The sequence below is a fragment of the Novosphingobium subterraneum genome, assembly GCF_000807925.1.
Lineage (GTDB): Bacteria > Pseudomonadota > Alphaproteobacteria > Sphingomonadales > Sphingomonadaceae > Novosphingobium > Novosphingobium subterraneum.
In genome coordinates, this window is record NZ_JRVC01000001.1 from 172,474 (window position 1) to 186,000 (window position 13,527).

General features: G+C 62.7%; 14 protein-coding genes. All 14 read left to right on the forward strand.

The genetic code is table 11. From position 1 onward, the window contains the following. Position 1 precedes the first annotated feature (1 nt). The 14 genes from NJ75_RS00815 (at position 2) to NJ75_RS00880 (ending at position 13,527) form a co-directional block, all read left to right on the forward strand. Positions 2–628, forward strand: a complete 627-nt coding sequence (locus NJ75_RS00815) for a cation transporter (protein ID WP_039330829.1) — start codon at positions 2–4, stop codon at positions 626–628. After that, positions 625–1,422, forward strand: coding sequence for a DUF3703 domain-containing protein (locus tag NJ75_RS23630; protein WP_082013220.1), 798 nt, complete (start codon positions 625–627; stop codon positions 1,420–1,422). Before NJ75_RS00815 ends, NJ75_RS23630 begins: the two co-directional genes overlap by 4 nt. Before the next feature lie 163 nt (positions 1,423–1,585). Next, positions 1,586–1,753, forward strand: coding sequence for a hypothetical protein (locus NJ75_RS24190; RefSeq protein WP_156135677.1), 168 nt, complete (start codon positions 1,586–1,588; stop codon positions 1,751–1,753). 408 nt (positions 1,754–2,161) lie between these two features. Continuing rightward, entirely contained in the window at positions 2,162–3,439 is a 1,278-nt protein-coding gene (locus NJ75_RS00835; RefSeq protein WP_039330833.1) for a TolC family protein, read from the forward strand. Next, positions 3,439–4,608, forward strand: coding sequence for an efflux RND transporter periplasmic adaptor subunit (locus tag NJ75_RS00840; RefSeq protein ID WP_039330835.1), 1,170 nt, complete (start codon positions 3,439–3,441; stop codon positions 4,606–4,608). Before NJ75_RS00835 ends, NJ75_RS00840 begins: the two co-directional genes overlap by 1 nt. 3 nt (positions 4,609–4,611) lie before the next feature. Continuing rightward, the gene (locus NJ75_RS00845; RefSeq protein ID WP_039330837.1) at positions 4,612–7,857 is read left to right on the forward strand and encodes an efflux RND transporter permease subunit; all 3,246 of its coding nucleotides are present in this window, start codon (positions 4,612–4,614) and stop codon (positions 7,855–7,857) included. Positions 7,858–7,910: 53 nt separating this feature from the next. Beyond that, positions 7,911–8,399 (forward strand): SRPBCC domain-containing protein, encoded by a 489-nt coding sequence (locus NJ75_RS00850; RefSeq protein ID WP_039330838.1) that lies wholly within the window; start codon positions 7,911–7,913, stop codon positions 8,397–8,399. Next, positions 8,396–8,773, forward strand: a complete 378-nt coding sequence (locus NJ75_RS00855) for a hypothetical protein (protein ID WP_039330839.1) — start codon at positions 8,396–8,398, stop codon at positions 8,771–8,773. The genes NJ75_RS00850 and NJ75_RS00855 overlap by 4 nt, the downstream gene beginning before the upstream one ends. Positions 8,774–8,818: 45 nt before the next feature. Beyond that, positions 8,819–9,160, forward strand: coding sequence for a flagellar hook-basal body complex protein FliE (gene fliE / locus NJ75_RS00860; RefSeq protein ID WP_039330840.1), 342 nt, complete (start codon positions 8,819–8,821; stop codon positions 9,158–9,160). Then, on the forward strand, positions 9,157–9,312 hold the full coding sequence (locus tag NJ75_RS24195) for a hypothetical protein (RefSeq protein WP_156135678.1): 156 nt from the start codon (positions 9,157–9,159) through the stop codon (positions 9,310–9,312). Before fliE ends, NJ75_RS24195 begins: the two co-directional genes overlap by 4 nt. Positions 9,313–9,317: 5 nt before the next feature. Continuing rightward, on the forward strand, positions 9,318–9,701 hold the full coding sequence (locus NJ75_RS00865) for a hypothetical protein (RefSeq protein ID WP_171007820.1): 384 nt from the start codon (positions 9,318–9,320) through the stop codon (positions 9,699–9,701). Positions 9,702–9,704: 3 nt separating this feature from the next. Next, positions 9,705–10,391, forward strand: a complete 687-nt coding sequence (locus NJ75_RS00870) for a ZIP family metal transporter (RefSeq protein ID WP_039330842.1) — start codon at positions 9,705–9,707, stop codon at positions 10,389–10,391. After that, positions 10,388–10,996, forward strand: coding sequence for a cation transporter (locus tag NJ75_RS00875; protein ID WP_039330843.1), 609 nt, complete (start codon positions 10,388–10,390; stop codon positions 10,994–10,996). Before NJ75_RS00870 ends, NJ75_RS00875 begins: the two co-directional genes overlap by 4 nt. Further along, entirely contained in the window at positions 10,993–13,527 is a 2,535-nt protein-coding gene (locus tag NJ75_RS00880; protein ID WP_052241852.1) for a heavy metal translocating P-type ATPase, read from the forward strand. The genes NJ75_RS00875 and NJ75_RS00880 overlap by 4 nt, the downstream gene beginning before the upstream one ends.

Below are 13,527 nucleotides of genomic sequence, written 5' to 3' on the forward strand. Positions count from 1 at the left end.
GATGGCTGATGATTGCTGCAAGGCCGCGTGCGGAACGACGGCAACTCTGAACGACCCGCGCTGGCGCAGGGCTTTGTGGATCGCGCTCGGCGTGAACGCCGGCATGTTCGCGGTGGAAATGGCGGCAGGGGCCGCTGCGGACAGCCGCGCGTTGCAGGCGGACGCACTCGATTTTCTGGGGGATGCCACCAATTATGCGATCAGCCTGCTGGTCGCCGGGATGGCGCTGGCATGGCGCGCGCGGGCGGCGCTGGCCAAGGGGCTCGCCCTCATCGGTCTGGGTGGTTGGGTCGTGATCACAGCCGTTCTGGCGGCGCTCGGCGGAGCTGCACCCGAGCCTGAACTGATGGGAATCATCGGCGCGCTCGCGCTGGCGGCCAACACCGGTGTCGCCATCATGCTCTACCGTTTTCGCACTGGAGACGCGAACATGCGCTCGGTCTGGATATGCTCGCGCAATGACGCGATCGGCAATATCGCCGTTATGGCGGCCGCACTTGGCGTGTTCGGCACCGGAACAGCCTGGCCCGACCTTATTGTTGCAGCGATTTTGGCACTGCTCGGGATCAGCGGCGGCATTCAGATTGTCCAGCAGGCACGGCGTGAATTGCGGAGCGTTGCGGCATGAAGGTTTCCCGTTCGACACATATCGCGCTCAAGCCGGAAACAGTCTGGGCCGAGGTGCAGACGGCGCGCCTGCTGCAGCATATCGCCTGGCCGCTGGTGCGCTTCATCCCGGTCGATGACGCGGCGTTCGACAGGTTTCGGCCTGGCGAGCGCTATGAGGTCAAGCTCCGCCTCCTTGGCATTATTCCGTTCGGGACACAGTGGATCGTGACGTCCCAGCACGAAGCTGCCGGCACCGAATGGCCGAAGCGTCTGCGCGATGACGGCTATAGTCACCTGATCACAAGGTGGGACCATTGGATTACGGTTGCTCCGTATCGGAGCGGGGGGACACATTACACCGACGAGGTTGAGGTGTCCGCCGGCTTGTTGACCCCGCTTATCTGGGCATTCGCGCAGATCTTTTATTGGCACCGGCAGGGACGCTGGCGGGAGCTGGCTAGAAGCCTAAGCGCGCGGCGGGTAATTGCGGCCGAAATGGCGGCATATCGGTCAGCTGAAGCTTTAGGAAATCATGGCCTTGCCTGGCGCCATCTTGAACGGGTGCACATTATTGCGCAGCCCTTTTGGGGCCTCCATCTCGCCATTCACGGCGCAATGTTCAGTCTCGCCATCCGGCAGCGCGATTGGAGCGAAGCACTTGGCCAGATCTTCCGACTGCTTCTTGCACCGATCGGCGCGCTGACGGGAAAGTTGCCGATCGGAAATACCGGGCGGTCGACTGTGAGCGCCTTTCAGCCAATGCCAATTCCACCTGATCTTCTTGAGCTCTTGCAAGACGGGATAGGCAAATGACCCTAGGCGTTCACGGTTGCTTTTTACGGTCGGTACGAGTAGGTCATTAGCGTGCGGGCTATGTTCCTCCTGTTATGGCTGGCTATCGGCCTTGCCTTTGGCGGCGTTGAATCGCCGGCTGCAGCGCATAGTGCGAGCGGGTACGACAGCGTCATGATGCTGGATGCTCACGCTGATCATGCAAACATGGACGGGCACCGGAATAGTTCCAGCGATGACGGTGGCCCATGTCATGGGCTGGTTCATCATCATTGCAGCATCGGACTTGCCAGCGAAGGGACAAGTGATTTTGGTCTGCCACTGGGCGGCGATACCTCGCATTCAGCCTTGAGTAACGCCGTTCTGAGTTCGTTCGCTCAAGCGCCTCCCCTTCAACCGCCGTCAGCCTGAACCCAGTCGCTCAGTGCACTCGGGCCATTGCGCCCGTGTGCCATTTGCACCTGTGTTCAGGAGTTTTCCATGCAATTGCTTTTGTGCGTCCCCACCCGGGCGGCGATGCTGGTCGCTGCCTCGCCAGCGCTGGCTGCCTCCCCCTTTATCAGCGGTAGCGAAATCGAGCACCCACTTGCCGATACTATCCGGCTAATCACAACCCGGACTGTTGCGGCTAACTCCGTGTCTCTCCCTCTGCGCAGGGCATATCCCACTCCAAAGACAAGACGCGCCGGCAAAGGTCAATCGTCCGACTTGCCGATTGGTCACCCATGCAGGCCGGTCTTTATGACGGAGCGCCATCTCGATGCATAAGATTTTTGTGACTTTCTTAATCGCCGCCTCATGCGCTTCGATCGCCCATGCACAGGTCGGATCGATCGCACCCTTTTCGCAAGATTCGCCAGTTTACACGCTTGAACAGGCAGTCAGTTCAGCTGGCGGATCCGCACCCGCCACGGAAGCAGCCAGTGCTGCGGTCGAGGCAGCGCGCGCGGGTCGCACCGTTGCGGGCTTGCGGCCGAACCCGGTCGTTCAAGGCCAGGTTGAGAACGTCGTCGGGTCAGGTCCGTATCGGGGCGTCCGCAGCGCGGAAACCACGGTCGGTTTTGCAATCCCGATCGAGCTAGGCGGCAAGCGCGGCGCCCGCGTCGCGGTCGCCAATGCGCAATTGTCCCGGGCCGAGATCCAGGCCGCGATCATCGCGGCGGATGTCCGGCTTCAGGTGACGCAGCTCTATGTCGAAGCGGTCGCAGCCGACCGGCGGGTGGCGACGGCGCGGGATCAGGCCCGGATCGCCAGCGACGCGCTTCAGGCTGCACGCATTCGGGTGCAGGCGGGCCGCGCCTCCCCTTTGGAGGAGCAGCGAGCGGAGGTTGCCCGTATCAACGCTGAGGCGAATGTGGAGCAACAGCTTCGCTTGGCCAAAGCGGCTCATACAAACCTGGAGCGGCGGATCGGCGGACCGATAACCGGTGTTCTTGACGGGACAGCACTCGACCGCTTCGCCAATGCAAACGTTTATGGTCCGGTAGCGACAGTGGACACTTCCAGTACTCTGGCAATGGCGGCCGCGAACGCTGATGTTTCTATTGCAGAAGCTGGGGTACGTCTTGCACGCGCCAATCGGGTTCCTGATCTGAATGTCGGTCCTGCTATTCGCCGCTTGGAAGAGACCAACGACTTGGCGGCGGTGTTGACCGTGTCGATTCCGATCCCGGTGTTCAATAATGGTCGCGCGGCGATTACGCAGGCGACCGCGCAGCAGTCTCAGGCAGATGCTCAGCGCCGGGTGGCTGCGCTCGACATAGAGCAGGCAATCACCGACGCGCAGGCCCAAGCGGCAAATGCGGAAACAGCGGCTCGCACAGCCTCCGGCCCTGCCTTGGCGGCTGCCGAGGAGGCCGCCCGCATTGCCCGGATCGGTTATCGGGAGGGTAAGTTCGGGCAACTTGAGTTGCTTGATGCAGAACGTACCCTCGCCGAGACGCGTAACGCTGCGATCAATGCGCTCGCAAACTATCAGAATGCCCGTGCGCGGTTGGAGCGGCTCACCACTCCTGCGCCCGATGGAGGAAACAAGTGATGAAGAGTCTTTATCTCGCTGGCGCAGCGTCGCTCGCGCTCCTGCTGGCTGCATGTGGCGGCGAAAATTCAGGTAATGAGGAAGGCGCCGCCGCCAATGAAAGGGCCGCGAACGGGGAAAATGGCGGTGCTGAATCGGGCCATGCCGATGAAGGCGTCGTCACGCTAGATGCCGATCAGATCGCTGCCGCCGGCGTGCAGATCGGACGACCGATCATCGGCGGAGCCGGGACGATCGAACTGCCTGCGATAATCGAGGGCGACCCACAAAGGACGCAGGTCGTGTCAGCCGCGATTGGAGGGCGGGTCGTCGCATTGACACGCAACCTGGGCCAATCAGTCGTAAGCGGCCAGACAATTGCGGTCATCGAAAGCCCTGAGGTGGCCCAAATAAAGGGGGAGGTAGAAGCTGCACGTGCGCGGCTTCAGCTCGCCAATTCGAACCTCGCGCGCGAGGAACGCTTGTTCGCACAGAGGGTGTCACCAGAGCAGGATCTGATCGCGGCACGCACGGCGGCTACCGAAGCGCGGATCGCGCTGAAGCAGGCGCAAAGCATGGTGTCGGCCGCAGGCGGCGGCGGCGGCGGCCTCAACCGGCTTGGTATTGCTGCGCCGATCTCCGGCCAGATCATCGCTCGTCCAGTTACGCTGGGACAGACGGTCGCTGCTGATGCCGAGCTTTATCGTATCGCCAACCTTAGCCAGGTGTCGATTGCCCTCAACCTTAAAGCTGAGGATGCGGGCAGGGTGCGACCTGGCAGCACGGTGCTGGTCACGGCGGCGGGGCGCCAAGCGACTGCGCGCGTGACTTTCGTTTCGCCAGCGCTCGACCCACAGACGAGGCTGGTGCCCGCAATTGCCACGCTCGATAATCGGGGTGGTGAGTGGCGGGTCGGCGAGCCTGTGATGGCTGCCGTCCAACTCACGGGCAGTGGTGGCAGCAATGCGATCCGTGTGCCGAGGACAGCGGTCCAGAGTTTGGAGGGTAAGCCGGTCGTGTTCGTCCGCACGCCCACCGGTTTCAAGGCGACCCAGGTTCAGCTCGGCGATGCGTCTGGAGATACGGTGATCGTCCAGTCGGGCCTGACCGGCAACGAACAGATCGCCACCACCGGAAGCTTCACGCTCAAGGCCGAGATCGGCAAGGGCGAAGCGAGCCACGAGGATTAAGCCATGATCGCCCGCATCGTCACATGGGCGGTCGAGAAGCGCTGGCTGGTCCTGCTCCTCACCGTCATCGTCACCGCCATCGGCGCCTATTCCCTATACCGGCTACCGATCGACGCGGTGCCGGACATCACCAACAATCAGGTCCAGATCAACGTCCGTGCGCCCGCACTCTCGCCTGAGCTTGTCGAGAAGCAGGTATCTTTCCCGATTGAAACCGCGCTCGCCGGCACTCCCGGCCTTGAATATACGCGCTCGCTGAGCCGCAACGGATTCGCGCAGATTACTGCCGTCTTTTCGGACGCGACGGACATCTACTTTGCCCGCCAGCAGGTGGGTGAGCGTTTGCAGGGCGTGCAGGAGAACCTCCCTGATGGCGTAAACCCTGAAATGGGTCCGATAGCGACAGGCCTGGGCGAGGTGTACATGTACACCGTTCGGCTCGAGCATCGTGAGGACGACAAGCACAAGCCCGGTGAACCGGGCCAGCAGCCTGACGGCAGCTATATCACGCCCGAGGGTGAACGACTGACGACCGAAGTCGACAAAGCGACCTATTTGCGCACAGCGCAGGACTGGATAGTGACGCCGCTTCTGAAAACCACGCCAGGCCTAGCAGGAGTTGACTCAATTGGCGGCTACGCCAAACAGTTTCTCGTCGTGCCCGACGTTCAGAAGCTTGCTTCGCTCAACATTACCCTCACAGATCTGGGTACTGCGCTGGAACGCAACAACACCAGCGTCGGGGGTGGCTTCGTCAATCGCAATGGTGAGGGTCTGGCTGTCCGCTCGGACGCGCTTGTTCGCAATGCGAGCGAGTTGGCCAGGACAGTGATCGCGACGCGTAATGGCGTGCCGATCACTGTCGAACAGGTTGCGACTGTGAAGACGGGTCAGGCGATCCGCATGGGTTCGGCGTCGGAGAACGGCACGGAAGTCGTCGTCGGCACGGCGATCATGCGGATTGGCGAGAACAGCCGCATCGTTTCGACTGCGGTCTCGGAAAAACTTAAGACGATAAACGCTTCGCTGCCCCCTGACGTCGTCATTCAGCCAGTGCTCAACCGCACGGAGCTGGTAAATTCGACGATCAAGACCGTCGCCAAGAATCTTTCGGAAGGCGCTCTCTTGGTTATCGTCGTCCTCTTCCTGTTGCTGGGCAACTTCCGTGCAGCACTGATTGCGGCGTTGGTTATCCCAATTACCATGATGCTGACCGGTTTCGGGATGCTGCGCGCAGGCGTCTCGGCCAATCTGATGAGCCTTGGCGCCTTGGACTTTGGCCTGATCGTTGATGGCGCTGTCATAATCGTCGAAAACGCGTTGCGGCGGCTTGCCGAGCAACAGCATCATGAAGGGCGATTGCTGACCGTGAAGGAACGGCTGGCGACCGTGGCTCGCGCCGCCCGCGAAATGATCCGTCCCTCGGTCTACGGGCAGGCGATCATCATCCTCGTCTATGTGCCGCTGCTCACGCTGACCGGCGTGGAGGGCAAGACGTTCGTGCCGATGGCGCTCACCGTCATCATCGCGCTCGGCTTCGCCTTCATCCTCTCTCTCACCTTCGTCCCCGCCATGATCGCGATCTGGCTATCGAAAAAGGTGGAGGAGAAGGACGGCCGCATCATCACGTGGCTGAAGAAGCGCTACGAACCCGGTCTCGACAGGGCCATGAAGCGCCCGACGCTGACGATCGGGGCAGGTGTCGGCAGCCTTGTGGTGGCGGCGCTAGCCTTCACCACGCTCGGCTCGGTGTTCCTGCCGCAGCTCGACGAAGGCGACCTGCTGATCCAGTCGCTGCGCATCCCCGCGACCTCGGTCCAGCAGAGCCAGGCGATGCAGGTGCCGATTGAGCGGATGATGTCCAAGCAGCCCGAGGTAGCGTTCGTCTATTCCAAGACGGGCACGGCCGAACTGGCTTCGGACCCGATGCCGCCCAACGCGACCGACATGTTCGTCATCCTGAAGCCGCGCAAGGATTGGCCCGATCCCGAGTTGCCGAAGGAGGAATTGGTAAGCCGCATTGAGGCGAACCTCGCGAAGATCCCGGGCAATGCCTACGAGATCACCCAGCCCATCCAGATGCGCTTCAACGAGCTGATCGCCGGCGTGCGCGGCGACATCGCCGTAAAGGTATTCGGCGACGACTTCAGCCAGATGAACCGGACGGCCGAGCAGATCGCCGCGGTGCTGCGCAAAACGGAAGGTGCGGCGGACGTGAAGGTCGAACAGACAACGGGCCTGCCCATGCTCGACATTCGCGTCAATCGCGACGCAATGGCGCGGTTGGGGGTCACCGCGCAGGATGTGCAGGACACCGTCACCGCCACGATCGGCGGTCGAACCTCGGGCCAGATCTTCGAGGGCGACCGTCGCTTCCCGGTGGTGATCCGGCTGTCCGAGGCGCAACGTGCAGACATCGGTCTGCTCGAACAGGTGCAGGTGCCGTTGGCAGGGGGTGGCTATGTGCCGCTCTCCAGCGTCGCCGACATCAAGGTGATCGATGGTCCCAACCAGATCAGCCGAGAAAACGGCAAACGCCGCGTGGTGGTCCAGGCCAATGTGCGCGGTCGCGACGTCGGCAGTGTCGTCGCGGACGCGCAGGCGGCGATCGGCAGCCAGGTCCGGCTGCCCGCTGGTGCCTATCTCGAATGGGGCGGCCAGTTCGAGAACCTACAATCGGCAAGCGAGCGGCTGAAGCTGGTCATCCCGGCCTGCTTCATCCTGATCCTCCTGCTTCTCTACGGGGCGTTGGGATCGGTGCGGGATGCCGCGATCGTGTTCACCGGCGTGCCGTTTGCGCTGGTGGGCGGCGTGCTGCTGCTGTTCCTGCGTGGCATGGACTTCTCGATCTCGGCGGCGGTGGGCTTCATCGCCCTGTCGGGCATCGCAGTCCTCAATGGCTTGGTCATGGTCAGTTCGATCCACGACCTGATCCGGTCGGGCATGAGCCGCGAGGAGGCCGCGCACGTCGGCGCAATGCAGCGTTTGCGCCCCGTCATCATGACTGCATTAGTCGCCAGCCTCGGCTTCGTTCCGATGGCGCTGGGTTCGGGGGCAGGCGCGGAGGTGCAGAAGCCTCTGGCGACGGTCGTCATTGGCGGCCTGATCTCGGCGACGCTGCTGACGCTGTTCGTGCTGCCGACGCTCTACGCCCGGTTCGGGCAGAAGGTGATCGGAAACCCCGAGCACTACAGAGAGGAGCATGAAGGGGACGACCACGGTCAGACCTTCGTGAACAACTTGGCCTGATGGGTGAGCGGGGCGGTCCGCGATCGCCCCGCTCATCTCTTGGAGATGGGGATATGCCTCGCACCATAACCAGTTCAATGCTTCACGGTGGGCCACTGCGCATCTGGTCGGCGCTGACCGATCCGGATCACCGCCGGGCGTGGAGTCCGCTCGTATTTCTAGATAGCCCGTCCCGCCTGGGTGACACGGAATGCACCTTCGCGATTCAGGGCATCACCCGGCCGATCCGAACGCCCGCCCGGGTCGATCAATTCGACAAGCCGCATGCCTTCGCATGGTCCTGCGGCATCCCTTACCTTTTCACCCTCGAGGAACGGTACGAATTGGCAGGGAACGATGGCGGCACCAGGGTAACGCATAGCTGCACGCTACGCGGTGCGCTTTCATTCCCATTCGCGGCTATGATGTTGCGCCGCCTGCATTCCCTGATGGTCGAGGCAGACGAACGCTTCGCGACCTATCTGCGCTGGCGGGTAGGCCAGCCTGCCCGTGGGATCAATCGTCAGCGCGTCCCCTCCCGCTACAGGAGGAAGGCGCGATGATGACGCACTGGAAGCGGGCACTGCCCGCTCTTGTCCTCGCTGGTGGGCTGGCGGCTTGCTCGGAAAGCAAGCCGCCGGCCCCGCCAACGGAGCAGCAAATCCATTCGTCCGATAGCGCTGTGGCGACCGGGGAAATGGGCCGGCATCCGTATCGTTGTTCCGATGGGGAACCCCTGTTCGTCGACTACAAGGACAGCGGGCTGCAGATTGATTTGCGGCGCTCCAACAGTGGGCCGCCGATGACACTGACGGCTCCAGCGCAGGGCCTGCAATATATTGGCGAGACGGCCACCGCGACGTTCAAAGGGTCGCAACTCACGATCGTGGAAGGCGATGGCCGCACCCGGATCTGCGAACGGGAGGGCACCCGATGAAACGTCCCGTCCTCCGACACATCGCACTGCAGCGGGAGAGAAGCGATGTCTGACACGTCGATCTCGAATGTAATGGCCATTCGTGCCGAAGTGATCGCACGAAGTCGCGCCTTGCGCGAGGCGCAGCCAACGGCACCGCCAGGCGTCGCGCCGACCGCTCCGGCCTCAACCTTTGCCGACACGCTTAACGCTGTGGTCGCCAAGGTCAACGAGACCCAGGAGCAAGAGGATGTCGTTACCGAAGCGTACGAACGTGGCGAAACCACCGACATTGCGACTGTCGCGCTCATTCAAAGCCGTGCGTCCATTACTTTCGAGGCAACCCTGCAAGTCCGGAACAAGCTGCTCTCGGCTTATCGGGACATTTTGAACATGCCCATCGGATGATCGCGGAGAAAACCAAAGGTCGAATTTTCATGGTTGTTGGCGAAACATCACCCCTCACGGCCACGTGCCGCACGATCAAGATGGAAGATCTCGACACGGCGGGACTGCCGGCACCTGAGCCGATAGCGCCGGACCAAGGCGCGCCATTGTGACCGACTTGCGCGCCTCGCTGCATCAAACAGGCTTGGCGACCACGCGCCTCGGCGCGGTTCTCGTAGCTGGCTTGATTGTAGGGGCGTGCAATCCAGCGCCGACCCAGCCCACCGAACCGACGCATGAAAAGCATCTGACGTCAAAGCTCATAGGGCAGCGCATCATGTACTGTGACGACGGCACGCGCGCCGATGTCGACTTCATCGATGACGGCTTGAAGATGGCCGTCACCTGGCTGCCCAACGGCAAGACCGAGATCCTGCGCGCGCAGCGAACGGGTGACGAGTTTCGAGGCGACCAATCGCGCGCCATCGTGGCGGGCGGGGCGATCGCCTTCATGCGGCGCGGGAAGATCCACGTCTGTCACCGAACACCGGAGGAGACGTAGGATATGCAGGCACTGCTTTATACGCTTGCGCCTGTCCTGGCGGTCGTGCTCGGCGCGATCATAGCGAGCCGCACAAAGTTACAGCCCGGCCTTGTGGCGGGCCTGCAGCATCTCGCTGCCGGCGTCGTGTTTGCTGCGGCGGCGACCGAAATCCTGCCCCAGGTCAAACATGAGGCTTCGCCCAGCGCCACATTGATTGGCGGGGCAGCGGGCGTTGCAACGATGCTGGCGCTCAAGGCTTTCGAGGCCCGCTTCAGGGGGCCGATGGCACTGCTCGCCGCGATCGGCATCGACATCCTCGTCGATGGTCTGGTGCTCGGCCTGGCGTTCGTCGCCGGTGAGAAGGCAGGTTTCCTGCTGACGATCGCGCTGACGCTCGAAGTGTTGTTCCTGGGGCTGACGCTCACCAACGAGCTGGCGGAAACCTACCGTTCGCGGCTGCGCATCATCGTGATCGTCTCGGCAATGGCGCTGCTGCTGCCGATCGGCGCGCTGGCGGCCGTTCCGGTCGCCACGCTCTCCCCGGTGATGATCGCCGGTTTCCTCAGCTTCGGACTTATGGCGCTGCTCTATCTCGTCACGGAGGAGCTGTTGGTCGAAGCACACGAGAAGCCTGACACTCCGCTCATCAGCTCGATGTTCTTTGTGGGATTCCTCGCCCTCCTGACGCTCGAGGAGATCATGGGATGATCCCGAGCAACGACAACACTGGTGGGGAAGAGCGTCGCACGCTCTGGATCGTCCTGCTGCTGAACGCGGCGATCGCGGCGGGCTTCTTCGTCTCAGGCTATTTTGCAGATTCAAGCGCACTGATCGCCAACGGCGTCGATAACCTGTCAGACACGGCGGTATATGCGCTGAGCCTCGTCGCGCTCACCCGGGGCAAGACATGGAAAACACGCGCGGCAATGGCCTCGGGCGTCATGCTCATGATCTTCGCGGGCGGCATCCTGATCGATGTCGGACGACGCTACTTGCAGGGCAGCGAGCCCATCGGACCGACCATGATGGTCATGTCTGTGATCGCTGGCGGCGTGAATTACCTCTGCCTGCGGCTGCTCCAGCGCCTTAAGGAGCCGGACGTCAATCTCCGGGCCGCGACCACCTTCAGTTTCAATGACTTTATTTCCAACGGCGGCATCCTGATCGCCGGCGTGCTGGTGCTGTGGCTGGGCACCAACTGGCCGGACCTGCTGGTCGGCTTCGCCACCGCCATCATCGCCATCAAAGGCGGTGTCGAAATCCTGCGCGACGCGCGCGCCGAAACCAAGAAAAGCGAAAGGAGGTCGTCATGAACGACAAGCTCGAACTCGATATTCCCGTGCTGCTGCCGGACCTTCCTGACGCGGCCGATGCTTGCCTGGACCGTCTCGTATCCACGCTGTCTAAGCGCGAAGGCGTCGAGCGGGCGCATGTGATCTGCGTAGACGGCGACACGCCGGCAGCGCTGTGCATCCATTTCGACGCCGCCAAGCTGCCGCTTCCGCGCTTGCGCGAGATGGTGCGCGCCGCAGGTGCCGAAATCACCGAACGCTTCGGCCATGCGATCTGGCAGGTAACAGGTATCAGTCACGAACGTCGTGCGCGCACCGTGAGCGATGCGTTGTGCGCTTTGCCCGGTGTCGTGCAGGCAAGCGCCAGCACTAGCGGGTTGATCCGGGTCGAGTATGATCGTCGCGAGACTACTGAAGAGGAGGTGCGCGCTGCGCTTCGCAAGCTCAAGGTGAGCGTTGGCAAGCGGGTCGCTGCAGACGAACATGCCGGCCATGAACGCGGTTCCAGGGGCCACGGCGCGGGCGAAGAAGTGCACGGCACCGGCGAGGCCCACGACCATGGCCACGCCGAGTTTCTCGGCCCCAATACCGAGTTGATCTTCGCGCTTGCCTGCGGCGCGCTACTGGGGATCGGCTATGCGATTGAGACGCTGGCTGCCGGCGCACCGGAGTGGCTGCCCACGGCCAGTTATGTCGCAGCCTATTTCTTCGGCGGTTTCTTCACGCTGCGCGAGGCGATCGACAATCTCAGGCTGAAGAAGTTCGAGATCGACACGCTGATGTTGGTCGCCGCCGCCGGCGCCGCTGCGCTGGGCGCATGGGCCGAAGGCGCGCTGCTGCTGTTCCTGTTCAGCCTGGGACATGCGCTTGAGCATTACGCGATGGGACGCGCCAAGAAGGCGATCGAGGCGCTGGCAAAGCTCGCCCCGGAAATCGCGACCGTGCGTCGCGACGGGCAGATCAGCGAAATCCCAGTCGCGCAGATGGTCGTCGGCGACGTTGCAATCGTCCGCCCGAACGAGCGCCTGCCTGCTGACGGCTTCGTCATCAAGGGCACCAGCGCGATCAACCAGGCCCCGGTGACGGGTGAAAGCATCCCGGTCGACAAGGTGCCGGTCGCCAATGCCGCAGCGGCGCGGGCAAAGCCTGATGCAGTGGACGCGGCAAGCCGGGTTTTTGCCGGTACGATCAACGGGAGCGCCGCGATCGAGATCGAGGTGACACGCCGTTCAAATGAAAGCGCGCTCGCCAAGGTCGTGAAGATGGTGAGCGAAGCGGAGACGCAGAAGTCGCCGACGCAGCGCTTCACCGACCGGTTCGAGCAAATCTTCGTACCTGCTGTCCTCATCTTCTCTGTGCTCCTGCTGTTTGCATGGGTGGTCGTCGACGAGCCGTTCCGCGACAGCTTCTATCGCGCGATGGCGGTGCTGGTGGCGGCAAGCCCATGTGCGCTTGCGATTGCAACGCCAAGCGCGGTGTTGTCGGGCGTTGCCCGTGCAGCGCGGGGCGGCGTGCTCGTGAAGGGTGGTGCACCGCTCGAAAACCTTGGGTCACTCAAAGCGATCGCTTTTGACAAGACGGGTACGCTGACTGAAGGGCGTCCGCGCATCACGGATGTCGTGCCCGTCGATGGCGCCGATGAAGGCGAGTTGCTGGCGCTGGCGGTCGCCGTCGAGGCGCTAAGCGACCATCCTTTGGCCCAAGCTATCGTCAGGGACGGCCGCGACCGTCTGAACGATCGCGCCATGCCGACTGTCGGCGACCTCAAGAGCCTGACCGGTCGAGGCGTCACCGCGAGCGTGGATGGCGAGACGGTCTGGATCGGCAAGGCCGAGATGTTCGGAAGTGAGGGCATTCCAGCGCTGGGGCAGGGAGCGCAAGACGCGATCACGAAACTGCGCGAGAACGGTCGCACAACGATGGTGGTTCGCAAGGGGGACCGTGACCTGGGCGCGATCGGCCTGATGGACACGCCCCGCGCAGCGGCAAAGACCGCGCTGCGCCGGCTGCACGAGATGGGCGTGTCGCGGATGATAATGATTTCTGGCGATCACCAGAAAGTCGCCGAAGCGATCGCCAAAAAAGTCGGGATCGACGAGGCATGGGGCGACCTCATGCCTGAAGACAAGGTCGCGGCAATCAAAAAGCTTGCCGGCGAGGAAAAGGTCGCGATGGTGGGCGACGGCGTCAACGATGCGCCGGCGATGGCAAGCGCGACGGTCGGCATCGCGATGGGCGCAGCGGGTTCGGATGTAGCGCTGGAGACGGCAGATGTGGCGTTGATGGCCGATGATCTTGCGCATCTACCATTCGCGGTCGGCCTAAGCCGGCACACCCGCAGAATAATCCGGCAAAACGTCTTCGTCAGCTTGGGTGTCGTCGCCTTCCTCGTGCCTGCCACCATTCTCGGCCTCGGTATTGGGCCTGCGGTGGCGGTTCATGAGGGATCAACGCTGCTCGTCGTCGTTAATGCGCTCAGGCTGCTGGGCTACCGCGAACGAGCAATCATTGCTTTGAACCGCCCCGGGATTGCCGGAGGCCCCAACTCCTGA

What these genes read in the sequence shown, in the direction of transcription:
- NJ75_RS00815 (WP_039330829.1), top strand. Translation starts at nt 2, where the DNA reads ATGGCTGATGATTGCTGCAAGGCCGCGTGCGGAACGACGGCAACTCTG.
- NJ75_RS23630 (WP_082013220.1), top strand. Translation starts at nt 625, where the DNA reads ATGAAGGTTTCCCGTTCGACACATATCGCGCTCAAGCCGGAAACAGTC.
- NJ75_RS24190 (WP_156135677.1), top strand. Translation starts at nt 1,586, where the DNA reads ATGCTCACGCTGATCATGCAAACATGGACGGGCACCGGAATAGTTCCA.
- NJ75_RS00835 (WP_039330833.1), top strand. Translation starts at nt 2,162, where the DNA reads ATGCATAAGATTTTTGTGACTTTCTTAATCGCCGCCTCATGCGCTTCG.
- NJ75_RS00840 (WP_039330835.1), top strand. Translation starts at nt 3,439, where the DNA reads ATGAAGAGTCTTTATCTCGCTGGCGCAGCGTCGCTCGCGCTCCTGCTG.
- NJ75_RS00845 (WP_039330837.1), top strand. Translation starts at nt 4,612, where the DNA reads ATGATCGCCCGCATCGTCACATGGGCGGTCGAGAAGCGCTGGCTGGTC.
- NJ75_RS00850 (WP_039330838.1), top strand. Translation starts at nt 7,911, where the DNA reads ATGCCTCGCACCATAACCAGTTCAATGCTTCACGGTGGGCCACTGCGC.
- NJ75_RS00855 (WP_039330839.1), top strand. Translation starts at nt 8,396, where the DNA reads ATGATGACGCACTGGAAGCGGGCACTGCCCGCTCTTGTCCTCGCTGGT.
- fliE (WP_039330840.1), top strand. Translation starts at nt 8,819, where the DNA reads ATGTCTGACACGTCGATCTCGAATGTAATGGCCATTCGTGCCGAAGTG.
- NJ75_RS24195 (WP_156135678.1), top strand. Translation starts at nt 9,157, where the DNA reads ATGATCGCGGAGAAAACCAAAGGTCGAATTTTCATGGTTGTTGGCGAA.
- NJ75_RS00870 (WP_039330842.1), top strand. Translation starts at nt 9,705, where the DNA reads ATGCAGGCACTGCTTTATACGCTTGCGCCTGTCCTGGCGGTCGTGCTC.
- NJ75_RS00875 (WP_039330843.1), top strand. Translation starts at nt 10,388, where the DNA reads ATGATCCCGAGCAACGACAACACTGGTGGGGAAGAGCGTCGCACGCTC.
- NJ75_RS00880 (WP_052241852.1), top strand. Translation starts at nt 10,993, where the DNA reads ATGAACGACAAGCTCGAACTCGATATTCCCGTGCTGCTGCCGGACCTT.